The sequence below is a fragment of the Paenibacillus sp. FSL R10-2199 genome (assembly GCF_038000235.1).
GTDB lineage: Bacteria > Bacillota > Bacilli > Paenibacillales > Paenibacillaceae > Paenibacillus_AQ > Paenibacillus_AQ phytohabitans.
The window spans coordinates 4,764,291-4,784,820 of sequence record NZ_JBBOBO010000001.1; the positions used below are offsets into that span (position 1 = coordinate 4,764,291).

The 20,530-nt window shown below is 47.8% G+C and carries 25 protein-coding genes; 22 read left to right on the forward strand and 3 right to left on the reverse strand.

Going from position 1 to position 20,530, the window contains the following annotated elements; genetic code table 11:
- Positions 1–119 precede the first annotated feature (119 nt).
- The 7 genes from NYE33_RS20955 (at position 120) to NYE33_RS20985 (ending at position 4,619) form a co-directional block, all read left to right on the forward strand.
- Positions 120–530 carry a MerR family transcriptional regulator gene (locus NYE33_RS20955; protein ID WP_019910684.1) on the forward strand — a complete coding sequence of 137 codons (411 nt, stop codon included), beginning with the start codon at positions 120–122 and terminating at the stop codon, positions 528–530.
- Positions 531–559: 29 nt separating this feature from the next.
- Positions 560–1,888, forward strand: coding sequence for a type I glutamate--ammonia ligase (gene glnA, locus NYE33_RS20960; RefSeq protein WP_039299225.1), 1,329 nt, complete (start codon positions 560–562; stop codon positions 1,886–1,888).
- Between the two features lie 342 nt (positions 1,889–2,230).
- A complete protein-coding gene (locus NYE33_RS20965; RefSeq protein ID WP_042137893.1) occupies positions 2,231–2,743 on the forward strand; it encodes a hypothetical protein in 513 nt (170 codons plus the stop codon).
- A 148-nt stretch (positions 2,744–2,891) separates the two neighbouring features.
- The gene (locus NYE33_RS20970; protein WP_341067370.1) at positions 2,892–3,224 is read left to right on the forward strand and encodes a hypothetical protein; all 333 of its coding nucleotides are present in this window, start codon (positions 2,892–2,894) and stop codon (positions 3,222–3,224) included.
- A 147-nt stretch (positions 3,225–3,371) separates the two neighbouring features.
- Positions 3,372–3,515, forward strand: coding sequence for a hypothetical protein (locus NYE33_RS20975; protein ID WP_197072940.1), 144 nt, complete (start codon positions 3,372–3,374; stop codon positions 3,513–3,515).
- A 2-nt stretch (positions 3,516–3,517) separates the two neighbouring features.
- Complete coding sequence (locus NYE33_RS20980; protein ID WP_341067372.1) at positions 3,518–3,748, forward strand: M15 family metallopeptidase; 231 nt, start codon at positions 3,518–3,520, stop codon at positions 3,746–3,748.
- A 367-nt stretch (positions 3,749–4,115) separates the two neighbouring features.
- On the forward strand, positions 4,116–4,619 hold the full coding sequence (locus NYE33_RS20985; protein ID WP_076243004.1) for a hypothetical protein: 504 nt from the start codon (positions 4,116–4,118) through the stop codon (positions 4,617–4,619).
- Positions 4,620–4,941: 322 nt separating this feature from the next.
- Here the strand turns inward: NYE33_RS20985 and NYE33_RS20990 are convergent, their stop codons facing one another.
- Positions 4,942–5,286, reverse strand: coding sequence for a hypothetical protein (locus tag NYE33_RS20990; RefSeq protein WP_042137886.1), 345 nt, complete (start codon positions 5,284–5,286; stop codon positions 4,942–4,944).
- Between the two features lie 1,138 nt (positions 5,287–6,424).
- On the opposite strand from NYE33_RS20990, the gene NYE33_RS20995 reads away from it, so the two are divergent.
- The 6 genes from NYE33_RS20995 to NYE33_RS21020 all read left to right on the forward strand — a co-directional run bounded on the left by NYE33_RS20995 (position 6,425) and on the right by NYE33_RS21020 (position 8,592).
- Complete coding sequence (locus NYE33_RS20995) at positions 6,425–6,601, forward strand: hypothetical protein (RefSeq protein WP_156118654.1); 177 nt, start codon at positions 6,425–6,427, stop codon at positions 6,599–6,601.
- A 15-nt stretch (positions 6,602–6,616) separates the two neighbouring features.
- The gene (locus NYE33_RS21000; protein WP_341067375.1) at positions 6,617–6,976 is read left to right on the forward strand and encodes a hypothetical protein; all 360 of its coding nucleotides are present in this window, start codon (positions 6,617–6,619) and stop codon (positions 6,974–6,976) included.
- A gap of 104 nt (positions 6,977–7,080) precedes the next feature.
- Complete coding sequence (locus NYE33_RS21005) at positions 7,081–7,305, forward strand: hypothetical protein (protein ID WP_305954185.1); 225 nt, start codon at positions 7,081–7,083, stop codon at positions 7,303–7,305.
- A 53-nt stretch (positions 7,306–7,358) separates the two neighbouring features.
- Entirely contained in the window at positions 7,359–7,544 is a 186-nt protein-coding gene (locus NYE33_RS21010; RefSeq protein ID WP_039299211.1) for a hypothetical protein, read from the forward strand.
- 80 nt (positions 7,545–7,624) lie between these two features.
- Entirely contained in the window at positions 7,625–7,846 is a 222-nt protein-coding gene (locus tag NYE33_RS21015) for a hypothetical protein (protein WP_144026006.1), read from the forward strand.
- A gap of 188 nt (positions 7,847–8,034) precedes the next feature.
- On the forward strand, positions 8,035–8,592 hold the full coding sequence (locus NYE33_RS21020) for a hypothetical protein (protein ID WP_042137880.1): 558 nt from the start codon (positions 8,035–8,037) through the stop codon (positions 8,590–8,592).
- 86 nt (positions 8,593–8,678) lie between these two features.
- Here NYE33_RS21020 and NYE33_RS21025 read toward each other — a convergent pair whose 3' ends face one another.
- Positions 8,679–9,017: a L,D-transpeptidase gene (locus NYE33_RS21025; protein ID WP_039299202.1), complete on the reverse strand. Its 339-nt coding sequence runs from the start codon at positions 9,015–9,017 to the stop codon at positions 8,679–8,681.
- A 194-nt stretch (positions 9,018–9,211) separates the two neighbouring features.
- Complete coding sequence (lexA, locus tag NYE33_RS21030; protein WP_039299199.1) at positions 9,212–9,838, reverse strand: transcriptional repressor LexA; 627 nt, start codon at positions 9,836–9,838, stop codon at positions 9,212–9,214.
- A 196-nt stretch (positions 9,839–10,034) separates the two neighbouring features.
- Here lexA and NYE33_RS21035 point away from each other — a divergent pair, with 196 nt between their 5' ends.
- From NYE33_RS21035 to NYE33_RS21075, 9 genes are all read left to right on the forward strand, one after another.
- A complete protein-coding gene (locus NYE33_RS21035; RefSeq protein ID WP_042137878.1) occupies positions 10,035–10,448 on the forward strand; it encodes a LysM peptidoglycan-binding domain-containing protein in 414 nt (137 codons plus the stop codon).
- Between the two features lie 110 nt (positions 10,449–10,558).
- Positions 10,559–10,768, forward strand: coding sequence for a DUF896 domain-containing protein (locus NYE33_RS21040; protein ID WP_336101788.1), 210 nt, complete (start codon positions 10,559–10,561; stop codon positions 10,766–10,768).
- Positions 10,769–10,815: 47 nt separating this feature from the next.
- Positions 10,816–11,343 carry a hypothetical protein gene (locus NYE33_RS21045; RefSeq protein WP_042137873.1) on the forward strand — a complete coding sequence of 176 codons (528 nt, stop codon included), beginning with the start codon at positions 10,816–10,818 and terminating at the stop codon, positions 11,341–11,343.
- A gap of 34 nt (positions 11,344–11,377) precedes the next feature.
- Positions 11,378–12,163 carry an HAD family hydrolase gene (locus NYE33_RS21050; protein ID WP_341067377.1) on the forward strand — a complete coding sequence of 262 codons (786 nt, stop codon included), beginning with the start codon at positions 11,378–11,380 and terminating at the stop codon, positions 12,161–12,163.
- 459 nt (positions 12,164–12,622) lie between these two features.
- Complete coding sequence (gene ltrA, locus NYE33_RS21055; protein WP_081969805.1) at positions 12,623–14,014, forward strand: group II intron reverse transcriptase/maturase; 1,392 nt, start codon at positions 12,623–12,625, stop codon at positions 14,012–14,014.
- Between the two features lie 256 nt (positions 14,015–14,270).
- The gene (locus NYE33_RS21060; protein ID WP_341067378.1) at positions 14,271–14,693 is read left to right on the forward strand and encodes a FixH family protein; all 423 of its coding nucleotides are present in this window, start codon (positions 14,271–14,273) and stop codon (positions 14,691–14,693) included.
- Between the two features lie 178 nt (positions 14,694–14,871).
- Positions 14,872–18,249 carry a methionine synthase gene (metH, locus tag NYE33_RS21065; RefSeq protein WP_371916260.1) on the forward strand — a complete coding sequence of 1,126 codons (3,378 nt, stop codon included), beginning with the start codon at positions 14,872–14,874 and terminating at the stop codon, positions 18,247–18,249.
- Between the two features lie 226 nt (positions 18,250–18,475).
- On the forward strand, positions 18,476–19,426 hold the full coding sequence (gene rnz / locus NYE33_RS21070; protein ID WP_042137866.1) for a ribonuclease Z: 951 nt from the start codon (positions 18,476–18,478) through the stop codon (positions 19,424–19,426).
- Between the two features lie 294 nt (positions 19,427–19,720).
- Positions 19,721–20,509 (forward strand): TIGR01457 family HAD-type hydrolase, encoded by a 789-nt coding sequence (locus NYE33_RS21075; protein ID WP_341067381.1) that lies wholly within the window; start codon positions 19,721–19,723, stop codon positions 20,507–20,509.
- Positions 20,510–20,530: the final 21 nt, after the last annotated feature.

Consider the following 20,530-nt stretch of genomic DNA (forward strand, 5'->3'; position numbering starts at 1 on the left):
CACTTAATCTCTCATTGGCTTAAAGAAATCTTGTGAGAAAAACTCACATACCATTGACACGCCATATAAGGAAATGTACAATGAGATGAGAAAAAGATCATTGGAAGGTTGGATGAGTCATGGGTGATGAAATCCGCAGAAATATGGCATTATTCCCTATAGGAATCGTAATGAAGTTAACCGATCTATCTGCCAGACAAATTCGTTATTATGAACAGCACAGTCTGATCGTACCCGCGCGCACATCCGGCAACCAGCGTTTGTTCTCCTTTAATGATGTTGAACGTCTGCTAGAGATCAAGGCATTGATTGAGAAGGGTGTTAATATTGCCGGCATTAAGCAGGTGATGAATCCTGTCTCGAAGGAATCCGAAGAAGCTACAGTCATTACCCCTGATACAGAGGTTCGGCGTAGAGAGTTATCCGATTCACAGCTTCACCGTCTGCTTAAGCAGGAACTGGTTTCCGGTAAAAGACCGGGACAAGTGTCTCTAATCCAAGGCGAGCTATCCCGGTTTTTTAATAAATAACATAGAGATTTTGAAAGGGAGAGGGTAAAGTGAGCTTTTCTAAAGAGGATATTCTGCGTATTGCCAAGGACGAGAACGTCCGGTTTATTCGCCTGCAATTTACCGATCTGCTCGGAACAATCAAAAATGTGGAAATTCCCGTAAGTCAGCTGGAAAAGGCACTCGACAACAAAATGATGTTCGACGGTTCCTCCATCGAAGGTTATGTCCGGATCGAAGAATCCGATATGTACCTGTATCCGGATCTTAGCACTTGGGTGATTTTCCCTTGGGTGACGGATAGTCGTGTTGCACGTCTGATTTGTGATGTGTATATGCCAGACGGAACACCGTTTGCCGGAGATCCGCGCGGTATCCTCAAACGTTGTCTGCTCGAAGCTGAAGAAATGGGCTTTACTGCTATGAACGTTGGACCTGAACCTGAATTCTTCCTGTTCAGAACAGATGAGAAGGGTAACCCGACCACTGAACTGAACGATCAGGGCGGATATTTCGATTTGGCGCCGATGGATCTTGGGGAGAACTGCCGCCGCGAAATCGTACTGACGCTTGAAGAAATGGGCTTTGAAGTGGAAGCCTCCCACCATGAAGTGGCTTCCGGCCAGCATGAAATTGACTTCAAATACGCCGATGCTATCAAGGCAGCGGACCAGATTCAAACCTTCAAGCTTGTCGTGAAGACGGTAGCCCGTCAGCACGGCCTGCATGCTACTTTTATGCCTAAGCCGCTATTTGGCATGAACGGATCCGGTATGCACGCACACCAATCCTTGTTCAAAGGCAACGAGAACATGTTTTATGACGAAAGTGACACACTGGGTCTGAGTAAAACAGCCCGTTATTACATGGCAGGGATTCTGAAGCACGCACGTGCTTTTGCTGCGATCACTAACCCGACTGTCAACTCATACAAACGTCTGGTGCCTGGTTATGAAGCTCCTTGCTACGTGGCCTGGTCTGCGAGCAACCGCAGCCCGATGATCCGTATTCCCGCTTCCAGAGGGCTCAGTACACGCGTTGAAGTCCGTAACCCGGACCCGGCAGCTAACCCTTACCTTGCACTTGCTGTAATGTTGAAGGCAGGTCTGGATGGAATCAAACGCCAGCTTGATCTTCCGGCTCCAATCGACCGTAACATCTATGTGATGTCTGAGGAAGAGCGGATTGAAGAAGGCATCCCAAGCTTGCCGTCCGATCTGAAGGAAGCCCTCAACGAAATGATCCGCAGCCATGTTATTACCGAAGCTCTGGGTGAACATGCGCTGGCCCACTTCTACGAACTTAAAGAAATTGAATGGGATATTTACCGGACCCAGGTTCACGAATGGGAAAGAGATCAGTACATGACGCTTTACTAGGATACAGCAGCCCTTGGCGCTCTAAGCGCCGGGGGCTTTTTTGTTTGTGGGCGTGAGGGTGGTGGGGGTTGCTTAAATTAATGGTGGTGCCCACAAAATGCCCACAAATAAATAGTGGGAATTATTCGAGGATAGATTTCATGTAGCTGTTTGCAGAGTGGTTGTAAACGAAATGACATTATATATCAAAAATAGTCATATTTCGGCATTTTAAATTATCAATAAATTACATATTTGTGATAAAAAATGGATTCTAATGAACCATGGAAAATAAACATATAAAAGGATAATATTAACTTTGTAATCGGCCGATTAACGAAATTATCGAAAGGCGGAAGATCATTGAAATTTAAAAAGATTCTATCTGCACTTCTTGTCTCAGCTGTTCTTATGATACCTTCGGCATCAGCTTTTGCAGAATCCAATGCAAATGCCGCTGAGGTAACACCATTTCTTATAGGTATTGGTGATTCTCAGGCATCTGCAATATCGCTTGTGCTAAGTAATGGGGTTGATGTGGCCACCGGTGGTGTTATTTATGACCTTTTTATACAAGACGCTTCCGAGAAAGATTGGTTTAAGTGGACCAATACATCTTCAAGTTTTAGGAGGGTTGCTGCTAATATAGGTGGTTATAGTGGAAATGGCCCTATCAGAGCGGGCTTCAAAATCAATTATAACAACGGTTTCGGTGAGACTGATTTGTATTATTCTGATAAGGCAAACACTACAAATACTCAAGTCTTGGGAAATATTTTTGTCCCACCTGGAGCCACAGTATACTTAGTAGTTGATGCTCCTAATTTAACAACACCTCCTTCGTACCATCTTAATTTTGCAGCCTACACTTTTTAACGGTTATAGTGCAAGCGCCTCTTGAATTTAAGAGGTGCTTATTTTTTAGAATATGGAATGGATGAGAGCGCCTGCGAAGGCGTTTTTATTTTGCCCTCGGAGTCGATCCGGGGGCTTTTACATTAGAGAGAGGAAAGGGGAGCGGGGGATGGGCACAGAGGTATCCACAATACAAGAGCTGCTGCCACTGGTTGAAAAGTGTGGGCTGTCGGTTGTCTTACTGTTCTTGTTTATCATATTTGCTTATATTCAGTGGCGGGCTGTCTCAAAAGGCGAGTTGGTTCCGCGTGCGATGCTGGATCGTGCCCTGGAGGACAATGACCGCCTGCAGGATATCCTGGACAAAGAACGGGCAGCTTTTACGCAGCCAACTCTTGAAGTACTGCAGCGATTAAAGGCAGATCATTCCGCCAATAGCGGAAATGATGAGGATAGGGTAGGACAACCGTGTGGAGTATTGTTCAAACGTCTATTGCCCTAGCACAAAAAGAGAAATGGAGCTGGCGCAGGCATCCCGCAGGGTTGCCTTTTCAATCGCACATGCATATGGGATTTCATTCATCTGTGCGCTGCTGCTTATAGCCGCGCTTTTTTTTGTAATTCCACACACGGTTCCGGTGATTCAGCGGTGTATGCTGCGTTGAAGTCCACAGCCTTGGCCGTAGCTCAAACCGGCACAACCCTGGGCCTGCTGATCCTGACGTATCTCATGTATACCCGGCGGCAGGATCTGTTTATGATCTTCCCGGCCGTCAAAGAGGGGGGGCTATAAAGATGCTGACGCTTGAACAGGTAAAGCTTAAATCCTTGTCGTGGCTGGGCTGCATACGGTCCTGGGTGACGGCTACAGTGGCGCTGATCGAGCGCTGCTACGCCCGGAGAGTCAATATAGTCATTACTCAGGGGCTGCGGACTATCTCGGAGCAGGATGCATTATACGCGCAGGACCGTACGAATCCCGGGCAGATCGTAACCAACGCCAAAGGCGGGACCAGTTGTAAATAGTCAGTCTCAAGTGAAAGCTTTATACGCCTCATACAAGTTTGGTAAGCGTTTGAAACAAGTTCTTCAGCCCTTGGCGCTCTGAGCGCCAGTTTTTTTGTTTATAGGCCAGGGGACTTTTCCTACTCAGTGCATCTAAAGCTCATGCTCCCCTTTGAATATCGAGGCTTTGTCCCTACATTAATATGCATGTAAAAATCCACATGACAGGAATGGAGGGGTTTGTTCATAATTCAACAACAATAGACATAAAATATCGGTAGAATATTATAAAAATTGACAACTTATGGACTATATAATAGCAAAAGGTAAAGATGTATTATTTAAGTGTAATCGGCCGGTTAACAATAGTTGGAAAGGCGGAAGAATTGTGAAAATCAAAAAGTTTCTTTCTGTTCTTCTTATCTCAGCTGTAGTAATGATCCCATCGGCTTCCGCATTTGCTGAAGAAAACATTTCAGCGGCCGAAATCACTCCTTACGTTGTTGGAATTGGTGATAGTAGAGAGAATGCACTTACCATTACACCGAATGAATACGGTGGTGCGATATATGATTTGTTCATCCAAAGTGCTACCGATCAAGATTGGTTTAAGTGGACAAATACAACAACAAATCTCAAAAGAATTGGTGTTCATGTGGGAGGATTTAGTGGTAACGGTCCTACAAGAGCGGGTATAATTATTAATTACAATAATGGTCTCGCTGAACTGGGCCCACTTTACACAGGAAAGGCAGGAACTGCTGAAGCGCAATCGTTTAGTAATGTTTTGCTTCCGCCTGGAGCAACAATATATGTGGTCGTAGATAATCCCAACTTCACTGCAATGACGCAGTATCATCTGAATTTTGCTCATTACAACATAAGTTTTTAAATCTAACATGGATGCACCTCGGAATTTTTTGAGGTGCATTTCTATTAAAAATTCATTTATCACATTAAACTGCTTTAAGGGTGTTTTAAGTTTGGTCTTGGAGCGATTTGGGCGTCTTTTTATTACATACTTTTAGAAATAGAGGGGAGCGGGAAGAAGGATGGTTCATTCATGTATAGGAATTATTCGAAAAACTGTGTTTTTTGTTAAATTCAGAGCATACAAAAAATAACCCGCCGGCTTATGCCTGACGGGTTATTTTTTGAATTAATAATTGTCGGTTTGGATGACAGAATTATCATTTCTTGAGCATCGTCAAGACTTAGTTAACTAAGATAATATAATAAAATGTAATACCATTCCCAAAGTCAGCTGCGACTGTACTGGTTCCAGGATGTAAGGCAGTAAACTTTCCTTCAGCCGGTATTATTTCAATGGATCCGTCATAATTAATATACCAAAAATTATAGCCAGTCAACCATATAGTTTCGCCTACTTGCATTCTAACAATAGCCTGAGTCTCGTCAATTGGTTTTATTACAGCATTTGGAGAAATTGAAGTTGAAGAGCTAAGAGTAGAAGATGGAGCTTCAGCAGCAAATGATGTCGATCCTACCGTAAAACATGCGGCAATAGTTAAAAGTCCAATAAGCAATTTCCTTTTCATGAATAGATAATCTTCCCAAAAAAGTATTTAGTTGCATGAAAAACAATACCCCTAATGGATAATAATGTATATGAGTAGTAAGGATGATTTGAAATGCGGTATTATGTAAGAAGGTATATAAATAGGTCGAAAAATAATAAAATGTATTAAAATGGTTGTAATTGCCTAGGACTAAATGATCGGAGCTTGAAGCGGAATGAAAATAACTTAAGAGCATTATTTGAAAAATAGAAAAGGCATTGTGCTAATAATCGTAGGATTAATTGTTGCGGGAACAGCGCAGATTAAGCTGGAGAAAAGAGATAATAAAAAAAGAACCTTTAAAAGGTCCTTAGCGGGAAATCTCAGACAACTGTTTGGTATGGGCCTCTAACAACTCGACGACAATCATTTGCCCCGTGACGCCAAAATTCCTTAAGCAACGCAATTCAGCCAATGAAGCTTTCATCAAATCACCCACGGTGATGTAATTGCTATCATATAACGAATTAAGAATACGAGAAATGCTTTTAGGGTTTCTGGTCGATCTCTGTCTTAAGGTGTGAATAGGTCGTGGATATAGTCTACGGTCAATTTCAATGTAAGACATGAGGGGAAGAGTATCTCTAGTGGACAATCTTGTGATGTCTCCCTTCATATATCTGGTAATTATTATAAATATATGAGAATATATTTCAATCCTTTTTTTACAAAATACACATAAAATACAAAATTTTCATTTAGGATAATAGATATTTAATAGAGCTATTGAATTAAAGCGACTCACCGGACTAATGGCTGACGGGTTATTTTATCTACATCCCAATGGTTAGCCGGATGGTTTATTTTACATAATGTACCATGTCCTATATACTAGATCATATACACACTAAAGGAACCCTTTGCAGGTGCTTACCCTGAGAATCACTTTTATGACTAAGGATAGGCTGAAGTGAAGCATGTGTTTAGAGGGTTTGGGCTTGGGGACTATTGCTGTTACAGCTGATACTGGCCGTGGTTGTTGCGGTGCCGGTATTTCCTTTTTAATAAATAAGATACATAGGGGTATGAAATGAGAAATAAATATGTAAGTATTATTGCAATGATCCTATTATTAACGCTAATTTGTTCTCAGGCTGGAGCTGCAGAAGGAACTGGCATGTCAACTGAAACCAGGGAACGGATTATAGAGCAATATGGGCTGGATTCACCGGTAGCAGGTAGTCCGGACTGGAGCGGAATGGATGTGGGGATAAGCGGGCCGGTTGATGTACTGGTTATAATCTGCAGGTTTATTGTGAGTCCGTTAGTGTTCACGATTCAAGAAATATTATAGCTGGAGGGAATAAACATGAACCCACGATATGATGCTCCGCAGCCTGAATCCAGAGCCCGCAAGAAAACAGCGGCGAAACTGTCTTTCGTAATTATAGTAGTACTGGTTTTACTAGCAGTCATGAATCCGGGCAAAGAGGACTTTGGAGAATACGCGGTGAATCATCTGGAGGAAACACTGGGGGGAGGGCTAGCTGGAGGAATTACCAGTATGGTCGCTCAGCCTATGGTCGAATCGTTTACAATCCGGGAAAATCACATTCTGTTCTCCACCTTCAGCATACCTGATATTCAAGACGGTAAGACATTTATCGGTGATATTAAGGCAAAGCGCAAATACCTCGGGCTGTTTAAGATCATTTTCATCAAACTCTAAGCTCTAAATAGGGTATACATTTTGTTCCAGAACCCGGTATAATTGAACTGATTTGTGTGCTCTATGAATCCTTATCATTCTTGCGTGTGCACTAAGGAGGAAAGATGTTGAATACTGCGTATAAAGTTCTTTCAAGTGATGCTGATATATTCGCGGCGGCACTTGCCCAGGTGAAGGTCTATGTCGTTCAGCTGATCGAGGGTAAACCGCATGTTATAGCTGATTACGCCGGACCTGTACAGAAATGGACGCCGGAGTATGTATTGCTGGCCGGAATGACCTATAGACGTGACGAATTTGAGTTCCGGGTAAGGCTGCCCAAGAAGTAAAAGCAGGTAAACGCTTCGGGGTAACGAATTAGAAGCTGAGGAGGTGGTCGCAAGTGAGTAAAGTTATTTTTGAGCTTCAGTATGTGAATGGGCAAATTGAAGAGCTTGAATCTGTGTTTGAATCGGCGGCAGAAGCCAGAACCTATCTGACATCCGGTGGTTTGACAGGCTGGATTCCAGCAGGAGGCAAGTATCTTAATCCTGTAAATATTATCTCCATCAAAGTCAAAGAAAGCTAATTATAATATTACTGCCAAATCACACAGTCTCCGAAGCCAATCTTTGCATTTCTTATACTATAAAACGTAAAAGAGGTGTAATGATGACGCAAAGAGAACGAAACAGAATCCGCAGAGCAATTAATGCTCTGCTCGCACAAAGAGCAATCCTGCTGGAAAGACTTGAGGAAATTAATGAGAACCTGCGCAGATTTCCAAGCGGTTCACGTGCCAGAAGAGAATTGCTGGCTGCCAGAGCATCCATCCGTGAAGCAATTCGTTTAAATACTATTGCTATCCGGTTGTTGCGCAGCGTGTTGTAGTCAGTAGGCAAAGGATATGAATCCACTCAAAGACATCCTTGCGGATGTCTTTTTGGCGTGCGATTGAGAGTGTGGGAGGCTCAGAGTATAATTAATCGATGAAGAGTATGAGGCTTGAGGAACAGCTACATATCAGGATAACATGGTGAACAAGCTGCACAAGAGCTTGATACAGGAAGGTGTGAAGAATGGACGATCAATTACGCCAGCGTTTGGGACTGCCGGAAATACAGGATAGTACACTGTCTGTTAACGCAGATCCGGTGATGGAAGAAAGTTCAAAATGGGATGCAGCCGGATCCACCGTGCTGAATGTCTCCAGAGAAGATGTGGAGAAGGGACGGCTGGAGAGCTATTTGCGTGAATTTAAGAAATATGAGAAGAAGCGGCTACGGGGCAAAATCATAATTATATTCAATGGGTATGAGCAGGATCGCCGGGAAGTCTATCAGGTTCGGGAGATTACGAACTGGGTTGACCGTCTGCTCAAGAACGTGCCTCATTTGTTCTATTTCCTCAGCAGAGACAATTACGCGATGCGGATTGCGTTCTTTTGTCTGTCTGAGGTGGTGGGCCGCTCCGGGATGGAAGTGTCCATCACCAAAGAGCAGGGACGCAGGCTGATCGAGAAAGTTACCAAGAGTGCATTGGTCTACGCCAAAAAAAGCAAAGACTCACCTGCGGAACAGTGGAGTCTGGCTGAATATATTCTGGACGAGCTTGGTTATGAGCAAACTGTGCAATAATGCTGTGAAGAACCCCTTTGGTCAAAACCCGTCAGAGGGGTTCTTGTGTTCAATATAGAAATTTATAGGCGGCTGCATGACTGTAGCTACTCCCTGATGGTTACACGGGTGCCAATGGGAATGATAGCAGCCAACGCGACCACATCCTGGTTATACATGCGGATACAGCCGTGGGAGACCATGTGGCCGATGGAGGAAGGGTCATTGGTTCCGTGAATTCCATAATGTGGCTTGGACAGGCCCATCCAGAAGGCTCCGAACGGTCCGCCCGGGTTGGGCTGCTTGTTAATGATCGTGTACTCGCCTACCGGCGAGACGGTCAGCATCCGGCCAATGCCGACAGGAAATCCTCTGGTTACGGTGTCATTATCAAGCAGATAAAGCATGCGCTGTGAAAGGTCGACAATAATTCGATAGTTGGGCATGGGATCAGCACTCCTTTGTAACAGGATATGTGCGGATAGCTAAAGCGGTTCGGAGTAAAAAATGCCAAAAAACCAACATAGGAACAAATGTTCCTATGTTGGTTTTTTGGCATTTTGGGCAAGCGTAACAGGATCTAAAGAGGAAAAAGGCTGCTTCGCGTGATGCGGAGCAGCCTGATTATGGAGGAGAAAGATTAATGGATATCGCGGAATAATCCAATGACTCTGCCCAAAATAGTAACGCGGTTAAGGCGGAGAGGCTCGTAAGCCGGGTTCTCCGGCTGCAGCCGGATATGATCACGTTCTTTGTAAAAGGTCTTAACGGTTGCTTCATCTTCTTCAGTCATCGCAACAACGATGTCACCATTGTCAGCGGTTTGCTGTTGGCGGACAATAACATAATCGCCGTTCATAATACCGGCATCAACCATGCTGTCGCCGAGTACAGAAAGCATGAATACCTTGTTATCCCCTACGTAATGAGTAGGAAGCGGGAAGTAATCCTCAATATTCTCTGTAGCGGTAATAGGAACACCAGCAGTAACCTTGCCAATTACAGGGATACGGGTAACCGTCTGGACGAATTGATGTACATTCTCTGAATCTTCCTGGCCGAGCAGTTCAATTGCACGCGGCTTCGTAGGATCGCGCCGGATCAGGCCTTTCTTCTCAAGCCGGTCCAGATGACCGTGCACTGTAGAACTGGAGGCCAGGCCAACAGCTTCGCCAATTTCCCGAACGGACGGAGGATAACCCTTGCTGCGGACTTCGTTACGTATAAATTCCAGGATCGCCAGCTGGCGACTCGAAATCTTTGACATCGGAATCAACCCCATATACTATGTTTGGGAAAATTATAACATAGAACTGCCGTTCGTACAAACATAAGTTCTAAATTGTGAGAATTATAGTCTGAAAAATAAAGGGAACAGTTGTTCGAAAAAACTATTGATCAAAACACATGTTCGTGTTATATTATTTTCGAAAGTAAGAACAAGTGTTTGGAGGACGATATTTATGTTAAAATACAGTACCTACAATAGTATCTACAATGAGGATATCAAGGTGTCCGCTCCCGGTAATCCATTACCCCATAATCCATTGGCACAATTCAGAGACAAGACCCTTCGCCTGCTGTCTGTACTTACCTCAATATTCCGCCAGGTCAGCTTTATCAAGATATCTCTGATACTATTACTCACGATCTCCGGATTTACAGTAGTCGGTAATGTGTTCGCTGGTTCTGTCACTTTAATGAAGCCTGAGAAACGGATCGTAGTTGAACGCGGAGACACCTTGTGGAGCATTGCCCTCAAGAATAAACCGGATGATATGAGGACTGCTGTATATATAGAAGGAATCAAGAAGTCAAATGGTCTGAAGGACAGTGGAATTAAGGCAGGAGATATACTGTCCGTGCCGGTATATTAACCGGAAGAAGCATAATGGTGTTCGACTAAGAGAGCTTTCAGGGGGTAGACCTTGACAAGCTCTTTTTCTCATGGCAAAGTTAGAATGAATTTATAGGGGAGGGGAAAGTATTGAATATTGACGAATTGGTCGCACGCATCAATGAATTGGCACGCAAACATAAGGAAAGCGGCCTGAATGAGGAAGAATTGGCAGAACGCGCCAAACTCCGCGAGATTTATCTGGGCAATATCCGCAGCAATTTCCGGGCCCAGCTTGATACCATTGAGATTGTGGATAATCCGGAGCATGAAGAAGGCAACGACGGACGTAAAGCTTAGTCTGCGGCCTTTTCATAGATAATACAGGATGACTAGGGGGAACTAACATGGCCCGTTCTTGGGAAAGAATGGTTCAACGCAACACCAAGCAAATCAATCAGCAAAGAAAGAAGCAGGGAAAAGAGACGATTTATGCAACGAGCTCTAAAGCTGCTGCAAAGAGCACCGATATTTTCAAAGGCCGGAATATTGTATTCCCTGTCGTATTGCTGTTGCTTGGCATTATGTTCTGGGTAGTCGGTTCCATTGATGAAGCGAAAGGAAGCGGAATACTGGCCAACTGGCTGGGGGTAGTGCTGTACTTCCTGCTTGCCGCGCTGCTATTCTTCCGCCGTCCGTTCCTTAAGGTGGAACGCGCCCGTCTGTCTACTATTAAATACAACCGTGAACGCTTTTTGCCAGCAGCTGAAATCGAGAAGATTACCTTGTCGCGCAGTGTAGTTACCATTAAGTATAAAGGCAAGCGCAAGCAGTGGATTTTCTCCAAGCTGATTAACCGGTATGACACCGCCGCTATGGCTGCGCGCCTGGAACAATTCGGCAAGAACAACAACATTGAAGTAGTGCACGAATAGTAAGATAGACCAGCATAGGGAGTGGGAGAACGAAATGCCGATTACCGCCGTACTATTTGACCTTGACGATACATTGCTATGGGATGATCGAAGTGTGGAAGAAGCATTCCGCTACGCCTCTGAGGCTGCAGGGGATTCTATTGATCCGCAGGAGCTTGAACAGGCGGTGCGCAGAGAAGCGCGTGCGCTTTATGAGTCTTACGAGACTTTTCCGTTCACGAAGCTGATCGGGATTAATCCTTTTGAGGCACTATGGGCTAACTTCACAGCTGGAGACCAGCCGGAATTCCGGCAGCTGGAACAGCTTGCTCCGGCCTACCGCACCGAATCCTGGCGCCGCGGCCTTGCCTCTCTTGGAGTGGACGATGAAGCGCTGGCGGAACGCCTCGCGGCCAAGTTCGCCGCTGAGCGCCGCAGCCGTCCTTATATATATGAAGAGACGCTTCAGGTGCTGGATGAGCTGCGCGGCAAGGTGAAGCTGCTGCTGTTGACGAATGGCTGTCCTGCACTTCAGCAGGAGAAGCTTGATGGTGTACCTGAGCTTATTCCGTATTTTGACCATATTGTCATTTCTGGAAGCTTCGGTAAAGGGAAACCGGACAAGACAATCTTCGAGTATGCCCTCGGACTGCTGGATATTACGCCTGAGCAGGGGGTCATGGTCGGAGATAAGCTTACGACTGATATTCTCGGAGGATTGGCCGCAGGTCTAACGACGGTCTGGATCAACCGGACGGCCAAGACTCCTGACCCGGACATTACTCCGGATTATCAGATCAGCCATCTTTCGGAGCTTCTGCCATTGGTACACTCCCTATAACTGAATTAGATGAAGCCGGTATCCTTATAGGATATTGGCTTTTTTGATAGTACGCCCAGCATGGGCGTCATCTTTAGGGTGAAAGTCCCGAACGGGGGCTGGCGAGCGCCTACCGTTAGCCAAGGGCAAGGGTGTCCACCGTGAGGTGGAATCTGAAGGAAGCCGGAGGCAAAAGCACGGGCCAAGGTACACGAACTGGATTTGAGGCTGTGTCAGTCGGATGAGTCACCTAAACATGACGAAATCCAAAGCCGCCAAGGGCTGGCGCGGTATACTCCAGTGGTCGCGGGCAGACAGATGACGTTCTTATCTGGGGAGACCTGTCAGATAAGCAAGAAAAAAAACTTGTAACCGTAGCTGAGAGGCTGCGCTGAACTGGCAGGAGTCAGCAGAAGCCATAGTACGTAAGCTGTTGCAACAATTTACGGAAGGGCTGAACCGAAAGGAGAGAGGAAAGCGATGCGTTCGCATGAAGAGCAACGACAGCAGAATATCTCGCAAGGGAGCTTGCGGCAAAGAGAAGCGGTGAAGCCGTCAGGGTATGCCGGAGCGCCGAGTTCTTCGTCGGCACAAGTCGTCCCTTCCTCTCGCGAAGACCAGAACAACTTGCTGGAGCAAATGCTCAAAGGAGATAACCTTCGACTCGCTTACAAACGAGTGGTGCAAAATGGAGGAGCGCCCGGTGTGGACGGTGTAACGGTAGCGAATCTACAAGTTTACCTGAATACGCACTGGACATCGGTGAAAACTGAACTTCTGACGGGAACTTACAGACCTGCGCCAGTCAAACGGGTGGAAATCCCCAAACCTGGAGGCGGTGTACGGCAGCTAGGCATCCCGACTGTGATGGACCGTTTCCTCCAGCAAGCACTTTTACAAGTCATGAACCCGATCTTTGACGCACAATTCTCGTGGTACAGCTACGGCTTTCGGCCGGGGAAGAGCGCGCATGACGCCGTTAAACAAGCCCAAAGATATATCCAAGGCGGCCTCAGATGGGTCGTGGATTTGGATCTGGAGAAATTCTTTGACAAGGTAAACCACGACATGCTAATGGCAAGAGTGGCGCGGAAAGTGGAGGACAAAAGAGTGCTGACGCTAATCCGTGCTTACTTAAACGCCGGAGTTATGGTGGATGGAAAATGGGAGCGTAGCCGGGAGGGAACGCCACAAGGCGGTCCGCTTAGTCCGCTTCTAGCAAACATTCTATTGGATGATCTGGACAAGGAACTGACCGGGCGAGGTTTGCGATTCGTACGCTACGCGGACGACTGTAATATCTTTGTGGCGAGTAAACGAGCAGGCGAGCGTGTCATGGAATCGGTAAGTCGGTTTGTAGAAGGAAAGCTAAAACTGAAAGTAAACGGGGAGAAAAGTGCGGTAGCGAGACCTTGGCACCGAAAGTTCTTAGGATTCAGTTTCCTGAGCCAGAAACAGGCAACGATTCGGATTGCTCCGAAGAGTCTCGCAGCTTTTAAAGGGAGAATTCGAGAGCTAACGAAACGTACCTGGTCCATTTCCATGGAAGAAAGGATTTACCGACTGAACCGCTATCTGATGGGTTGGCTCGGTTATTTCCGTCTAGCCTCGGCGAAGACACACTTCCAAACACTGGACCAGTGGATTCGGAGGAGACTTCGAATGTGTCTGTGGAAACAGTGGAAACGAGTACGTACACGAATCCGCGAGCTTCGAGCACTCGGGGTTCCAAAGTGGGCTTGTTTTAAGATGGCCAACTCGCGGCGAGGCGCGTGGGAAATGTCCCGGAACACGAATAACGCCCTTTCGACTTCCTATTGGGAAGCAAAAGGGCTGAAGAGTTTACTTTCACGCTATCTGGAACTTTGTTAACCTTTTGGAACCGCCGTATGCGGACCCGCATGTACGGTGGTGTGAGAGGACGGGGGCTTGCCGCCCCCTCCTACTCGATTCCCTGCGAGGATTTGGACAAATGTAGTTCATGTATATGACTATTCTCATGTGATAGGGCGGTTAACGAAGCTTATTTCCGACAAGTTGAATAAAATGTGTATAATAAGGAAGAAAGCAATCTGACTTTCGTTGTTAACATGAAGATGAATCTATCGATGAACCGGGAGGGCTCCAGATGATTAAGCCAAAGATACTTAGAGGTCTCATTTGCATTGTCATGGGTATGACGCTTGCCGGCTGTGCAGGGAATAATGAAGAGGATATGTATATGCATGCAGCTGCTGATTCCTCAATGGTACCTATTAAGGTAGAGCTAAGCTGGAGTCCGGAGGAAATATCCGTTAACGACAAGGTGATTTTTAAAGCAGTCATTAGTCAGGACGGAGAAGTTGTTGAGGACGCCAAAGAAGTGATCTTCGAAATTGTAGATAATGCAGAGCCAGGCAAGAGCACTCAGCTGAAAGGGGTAAGTGACGGAGAAGGAGCTTATATAAGTGAACGTACATTTGAGCAAGCCGGCAGCTATACGGTCACTTCCCATGTGACTGCCCGGACGCAGCACTCTATGCCGTCTAAAGAACTCACGGTACAGCCATGATGAGCTTGTAAGCTGTAGCTATACTGTCAATACAAATAATGCAGGGTGGAAAGGAAGGCTTTCCGAATTCCCTTTATTCTGCTAAACTTACTCTAATGTTTTACTGGGGGGATTGAAAGTGGCCAAATTCACACTTGCAGAAAGCTTGCAGCAACGCATATTGATACTAGACGGAGCCATGGGCACGATGATTCAACAGGTGCCGCTTACCGGCGAGGATTTCGGCGGGGATGAACTAGATGGCTGTAATGAAATGCTGGTGCTTACCCGGCCGGAGGTGATTCAGGATATTCATGAGAAATATCTGGAAGCCGGTGCGGATCTGATTGAGACCAACACATTCGGCGCCACCTCTGTGGTGCTTGCAGAATATGATATCCCGCAGCGGGCCCGGGAGATTAACCTGGAGGCTGCCAGACTGGCGCGTAATGCCGCAGATAAATATGATACACCTGAGCGCCCAAGGTACGTTATAGGGGCAATGGGACCGACAACCAAGACACTCTCTGTAACCGGAGGAGTAACATTCCAGGAGCTTGTGGACAGCTATGAGGAGCAGGCGGTCGCGTTGATCGATGGCAAGGTAGATGCCCTGCTGCTGGAGACTTCCCAAGACACGCTGAATGTGAAGGCCGGAAGTATAGGCATCCACAATGCCTTCGAGAAAAGCGGAATTACACTGCCGGTGATGATCTCAGGTACCATCGAACCGATGGGGACTACGCTTGCGGGGCAGAACATCGAGGCCTTCTACATTTCGCTGGAGCATCTTAAGCCGATCTCTGTCGGATTAAACTGTGCGACCGGACCGGAATTCATGCGCGATCATATCCGTTCGCTGTCGGCCATTTCTTCAGCAGCGGTAAGCTGCTATCCGAATGCCGGGCTTCCGGACGAGAACGGCAACTACCATGAATCTCCGGATTCACTTGCCCGCAAGCTTGCCGGCTTCGCCGAGAAGGGCTGGCTGAACATTGCCGGCGGCTGCTGCGGCACAACCCCGGATCATATCCGGGCGATGGCCGAAGCCCTGTCGGCATATCCGCCGCGCGGGCTGGATGGCATTCATCCGCCAGCGCTCTCCGGCATAGAGCCTGTGTACATTGAGAGTGATAACCGTCCTTATATGGTCGGTGAACGGACCAACGTGCTGGGATCGCGGAAGTTCAAACGGCTGATTGTCGAAGGCAAGTATGAGGAAGCTTCAGAGATTGCCCGCGCACAGGTGAAGAGCGGAGCGCAGGTCATTGACGTCTGCGTGCAGGACCCTGACCGTGATGAGACGGAGGATATCAAACGTTTCCTCGAGCTGGTAGTGAAGAAGGTCAAAGTCCCGCTGATGATCGATACCACCGATCCGAAGGTGATTGATCTGGCCTTGCAATATTGCCAGGGGAAGGCGATTATTAACTCCATTAACCTTGAAGATGGTGAAGAGAAATTCGAGCTAGTGACTCCGCTGATTCATAAATACGGTGCTGCGATCGTTGTGGGCACAATTGATGAAACCGGGCAGGCGATCCTGGCTAAGGACAAGCTGGAGGTTGCCAGACGTTCATACGATCTGTTGGTGAACAAATACGGGCTGGCCGCTGAAGATCTGATCTTTGATACCCTTGTATTCCCTGTCGGAACTGGGGACGAGCAATATATCGGTTCTGCAAAAGAGACGATTGACGGTATCCGCCTGATCAAGGAAGCTTTGCCTTCCGTTCATACGATTCTGGGCATAAGCAATGTATCGTTTGGACTGCCGGAAGCGGGTCGTGAAGTGCTGAACTCGGTATTTCTCTATGAGTGCACCAAAGCCGGGCTGGATTATGCGATTGTGAATACCGAAAAGGTGGAGCGTTATGCCTCCATTCCGGAAGAAGAACGCAAGCTTGCCGAACAGCTGATTTATAATACGAATGACGATACTTTGTCTGCGTTCGTAGCGGCTTTCCGGGAGAAGAAGGTCGAGAAGAAGGAGAAGATCTCCAATCTCTCGCTGGAAGAACGTCTCGCCTCGTATGTCGTTGAGGGAACCAAGGAAGGGCTCATTCCAGACCTGGACGAAGCACTGAAGTTATCCGGTCCGCTTGAGATTATTAATGGTCCGCTGATGGCGGGGATGTCGGAAGTCGGCAGATTGTTCAACAACAATGAATTGATTGTCGCCGAAGTGCTGCAAAGCGCTGAAGTGATGAAGGCCTCGGTCGGTCATCTGGAGCAGTTTATGAAGAAGGATGAGACCTCGGTTAAAGGAAGAATTATGCTCGCAACCGTTAAGGGCGATGTGCATGATATCGGCAAAAACCTTGTGGAGATTATCCTCTCCAATAATGGTTACGAGATCGTCAATCTGGGGATAAAGGTTCCGCCAGAGAATATAATTGAAGCCTTCCGCAAGGAAAAAGCTGACGCCATCGGATTATCCGGCCTCCTGGTGAAGTCGGCGCAGCAGATGGTACTGACGGCGCAGGATCTGCGCGCTGCCGGTATCGATGTGCCGATTATGGTCGGCGGTGCGGCATTAACCCGCAAGTTCACCAAGACCCGTATCCGCCCTGAATATGACGGCCTGGTACTATACGCCAAGGATGCCATGGACGGCCTGGATATCGCCAACCGGCTGATGAATCCGCTGGAGCGGGGCAAGATTGAGGAAGAGGTACGCCAAGAGGCAGAGGCTGCCGTTGCTGTAGCTCCTCAGCAGCCGCTTCCCGAGCTGACGCGTGCCGTCCGCTCCAAGATTTCAGCCGATGCCCCTGTGTTTTCCCCGCCGGATCTGGAACGTCATGTCCTGCGCAATTATCCGCTTGGACATATTATTCCTTATGTGAACATGCAGATGCTGCTCGGTCATCATCTGGGGCTGCGTGGTTCCGTGGAAGCGCAGCTGGCAGCGGGAGATGCGCGTACAGTGGAATTGAAAGAAACCGTAGACGATATTCTGCATCAGGCGATGCTGGAAGGTACCATTGTTCCACATGCCATGTATCAGTTCTTCCCGGCCCAGTCGAGCGGGAATGATATCCTGATCTATGACCCGCAGAATGCTGCCAATGTGCTGCATACCTTTACCTTCCCGCGGCAAAACGTTGAGCCGTATCTCTGCCTCGCCGACTTCCTGAAGCCGGTGGACAGCGGGGTTATGGATTACGTCGGGTTCCTGGTCGTAACCGCCGGCCATGGTGTACGTGAATTGTCCACGGAGCTTAAGGACCGGGGAGATTATCTCCGTTCCCATGCCCTGCAGGCAGTAGCGCTGGAGGTGGCAGAAGGCCTGGCTGAACGCGTTCACCATATGATGCGGGATACCTGGGGGTTCCCGGACCCGGCGGATATGACGATGAAGCAGAGACACGGGGCGCGTTATCAGGGAATCCGTGTATCCTTTGGCTACCCGGCTTGCCCGGATCTGGAGGATCAAGGGCCGTTATTCAAGCTGCTGTCCCCGGAGGATATCGGAGTTCACCTTACCGAAGGCTTCATGATGGAGCCGGAGGCTTCGGTATCGGCTATGGTATTTGCACATCCTGAAGCGCAGTATTTCAATGTGGAGAAGCTGTAAAGTGCCCTGATTGATCATCACCCGTCAGAAGGGCCTGTGCCCGTCATAGCGGAACCTCCCGTCACCGGGAGGTTTTTTGCTGGGATTATAAGAGTTTATATGTAACGTATCCAGCTGATTCCGCTTGAAAGATGCTTTCAGCGCCAAAACAGAGTAGAATTCTTTTCATAAGAACCGGCATGATAAAAATAAGGTGAGAAGTACAAGAGAAGAGAGGAGGGGCATAATGGAAATTTATTTCTTGGGAACAAATGCCGGGGTACCGACACTGCAGCGGAATGTAACCTCAATCGCCCTCAGGCTGCTTGAAGAACGGCGTACGTTCTGGATGTTCGATTGCGGAGAAGGGACGCAGCATCAGGTTCTCCGTTCACCGCTGCGGCTGGGCAAGCTGGAGAAGCTGTTTATCACCCATTTGCATGGTGACCACTTGTTCGGCCTTCCGGGGCTGCTGTCGAGCCGTGGCTATCAGGGCGGTACATCACCGCTTACAGTGTATGGACCCCCGGGGATCAAAGCTTATCTGGATATTTCACTGTCCGCAAGCCAGTCGCGAATCCCTTACAAGCTTGAGATTATCGAGCACTGCGGCGGGCTTGTATTTGAGGATGACACGTTCAAGGTTGAGTCGGGACTGCTGGAGCATAGAATTGACAGCTATGGGTACCGGGTAACGGAGAAAGACAGTCCGGGCAACCTCGATGCAGAGCTGCTTAAGAGTTACGGGCTGAAGCCGGGGCCGCTGTACGGCAAGCTGAAGAGAGGCGAAGATATTACAACTGAAGACGGGACTGTAATCCGGGCAGCGGATGTGATCCATGCGCCGAAACGCGGCCGTATTGTTACTATTCTGGGCGATACCCGTCCTTGCGAGGGAACACTGCCGCTGGCACAGGATGCTGATCTGATCATTCATGAGGCTACCTTTGCTCATGACCTGGCGGATATGGCCTACCAGTATCATCACAGTACAGCCCGGCAAGCTGCGGAGCTGGCACGTGAGGCAGGCGGGCGTGAACTGCTGCTGACCCACTTCAGCTCGCGGTACAGCTCACAGGAGGAGCTGATTCCACTCCTGGAAGAGGCGCAGGCCATCTTCCCGAATACACTGCTGGCGGAGGAATTCTGCACCTTCCCGGTCCACCGGAGAGCCGCGGGAAATGCCCCCGGGGAATGAATTATTTTCCGGGAAAGCGCAGGAAATGACAGGGTTGTGCCATAAAAAGCCTGCCGGTACTGCGGTTCGCTATCGTTCGACGAAGTATGTTAAATTTTAAATAGTTGGAGAGCTTTAAGCGTACGAAGCAGTAGAGAAATTGGCGAAACGGAGTAGCGGAAAAGCTAGGATACCATTAAAAAACTTAATAACATTGGGCTATAGCGGGAAATGGTTAGAAAATTGCGAAAATATTTTATAGCATTAACAATTAATGCGATGAATTAAATAAACGGGACTCAAACAGGGGGTATTATGAACAATATAGGTGGTTTGTTAATTGATCTGGACGGAACCTTGTATCACGGCGGCCGGATGATTCCGGATGCAGATCGGTTGATAGCAGCGCTGCGTAGAGCGGCTGTACCGTTCCTGTTTGTCACGAATAACTCTTCACGCACAGCAGCAAGTGTTGCTGCTCATCTGCGCGGGATGGGAATTGACGCGAATCCGGAAGAGGTCTGCACCTCATCGCTTGCTGCGGCACGCTACATTGCTGAGGAATCACCGGAAGCAACCGTGGCGATACTTGGAGAAGAGGGACTGGTGCAGGCCTGCGCCGAAGCGGGGTTAACGCTGGTCAAGGAGAATCCGCAATATGTTGTCCAGGGCATCGACCGTTCTTTTACATATGAATCGCTGGCCCGGGCCTCGCGCTGGATCCGGGAAGGAGCCAGGTTTGTGCTGACCAACCCGGACCTGATGCTCCCCTCCGATAACGGGGTGATGCCCGGCGCCGGAACCCTTGGAGCTGCAATTGAAGCAGCCAGCGGGGTGTCACCTGTAGTAATCGGCAAACCGGAATCCCATCTGATTACCTATGCGACAACATTGCTGGGGATCACACCTGAGGAAGCGGTTGTAGTCGGAGATAACATGCGTACAGACATTTCTGCCGGTGTAAATGCAGGGTGCCGCACGATACTGGTGCTGACGGGTCTGACCACACGCGATAATCTGGAGCACTACCAGACTGTTACGGGAGTTAAACCGGATGAAATTTGTGCTGATTTAGCTGAACTAATGGTACTGCTCGGTGTATAATGACAAAGGTATGCCTTTTAC